The organism is Streptomyces noursei, assembly GCF_001646665.1.
In the GTDB taxonomy this organism is placed as follows: domain Bacteria; phylum Actinomycetota; class Actinomycetes; order Streptomycetales; family Streptomycetaceae; genus Streptomyces; species Streptomyces lavendulocolor.
Genome location: NZ_LWBU01000307.1, coordinates 41,745 through 43,047, shown reverse-complemented (window position 1 = coordinate 43,047; position 1,303 = coordinate 41,745). Strand labels below are relative to the sequence as shown.

Genomic DNA, 1,303 nt, shown 5'->3' with positions numbered 1-1,303 from the left:
ACCGCGCCGCCCGCGACGCCGACTCCGCGCTGGCCGCCCACCGCGAGCGGTGCGACGAGCTGGCCCGGCTCTCCCGGCAGGCGGCCACCGAGGTACGGCGGCTGGGGCCACTGCGCGAGGAGTACGAGCGGGTGGCCCGGCTGGCCGGGCTGACCGCCGGCACCTCCGCGGACAACGAACGCAAGATGCGGCTGGAGTCCTACGTGCTCGCGGCCCGGCTCGAACAGGTCGCCGCCGCGGCGACGGCACGCCTGGCCCGGATGTCGGCCGGCCGGTACACGCTCGTCCACTCCGACGCCCGTGCGGGCGGCCGGCGGGCGGGTCTCGGGCTGCACGTCGTCGACGCCTGGACGGGCAGCGAGCGCGACACGGCCACGCTGTCGGGCGGGGAGACGTTCTTCGCGTCGCTGGCGCTCGCGCTGGGCCTCGCCGACGTCGTGACCGACGAGGCCGGCGGCGTACGGCTCGACACGCTCTTCATCGACGAGGGCTTCGGCAGCCTCGACGACCAGACGCTCGACGAGGTGCTGGACGTCCTGGACTCGCTGCGCGAACGGGACCGCAGCGTCGGCATCGTCAGCCACGTCGGCGACCTGCGCCGCCGCATCCCCACCCAGCTGGAGGTGGTGAAAGAGCGCGGCGGTTCGGCGGTCCGGCTGCGCGGCGGGGGAGCGGTCAGCGGCTGATCGGCCGGCGGGTCAGCGGCGACGAGTACACCACGCTCGTGGTCACCGACCCCAGGGCGCCCACCTTCCCCGAGACCTCCTCCAGGTGCCGCATCGAACGGGCCGCGACCTTCAGCACGAAGCAGTCGTCGCCCGTGACGTGATGCGCCTCCAGGATCTCCGGCGTCGTCTCCAGCAGGTCGTGGAACGGCTTGTAGTTGCCGTTGGGGTACCGCAGCCGGACGAAGGCGAGTATCGGCAGCCCGATCCGCTCCTGGTCGACCACCGCCGTGTAGCCGGCGATGACCCCGGCCTCCTCCAGCCTGCGGACCCGCTCGGTGACGGCGCTCGCGGACATGGAGACGGCACGGGCGAGTTCGGCGTAACTGGCCCGGCCCTGGTCCTGGAGTGCCGCGAGGATGCGCCAGTCGGTGGCGTCCGGTGAATATCCCGTCATGGACGAGGAATACCAGGGGATTCCCCGGCCGGACAAGGCGATGACCGGGGATCGTCACTTCACCGGGATGATCGACACACCGTAGATTTCCGGACATGACGACGACACCGAGCATCGTTTCCCCTGCCGCCGCCAACCCCGTCCTGCGGGTCCCGCCCGCGCCGCCGGCCGCCGCGGCCGC

The 1,303-nt window shown here is 72.9% G+C and carries 2 protein-coding genes and 1 pseudogene; 2 read left to right on the top strand and 1 reads right to left on the bottom strand.

The window, feature by feature from the left end; all coding sequences use genetic code 11:
- A partial coding sequence (locus A4V12_RS39060; protein WP_267893220.1) for an SbcC/MukB-like Walker B domain-containing protein occupies positions 1-686 on the top strand: 686 nt, incomplete at its 5' end.
- On the opposite strand, the gene A4V12_RS22980 is transcribed toward A4V12_RS39060, so the two are convergent.
- Entirely contained in the window at positions 676-1,122 is a 447-nt protein-coding gene (locus A4V12_RS22980; RefSeq protein ID WP_064071315.1) for an Lrp/AsnC family transcriptional regulator, read from the bottom strand. The genes A4V12_RS39060 and A4V12_RS22980 overlap by 11 nt on opposite strands.
- Positions 1,123-1,217: 95 nt before the next feature.
- Between A4V12_RS22980 and A4V12_RS39055 the strand changes: the two are divergent.
- Positions 1,218-1,303 (top strand): annotated as a pseudogene (locus A4V12_RS39055) (rhodanese-like domain-containing protein); the annotation flags it as partial.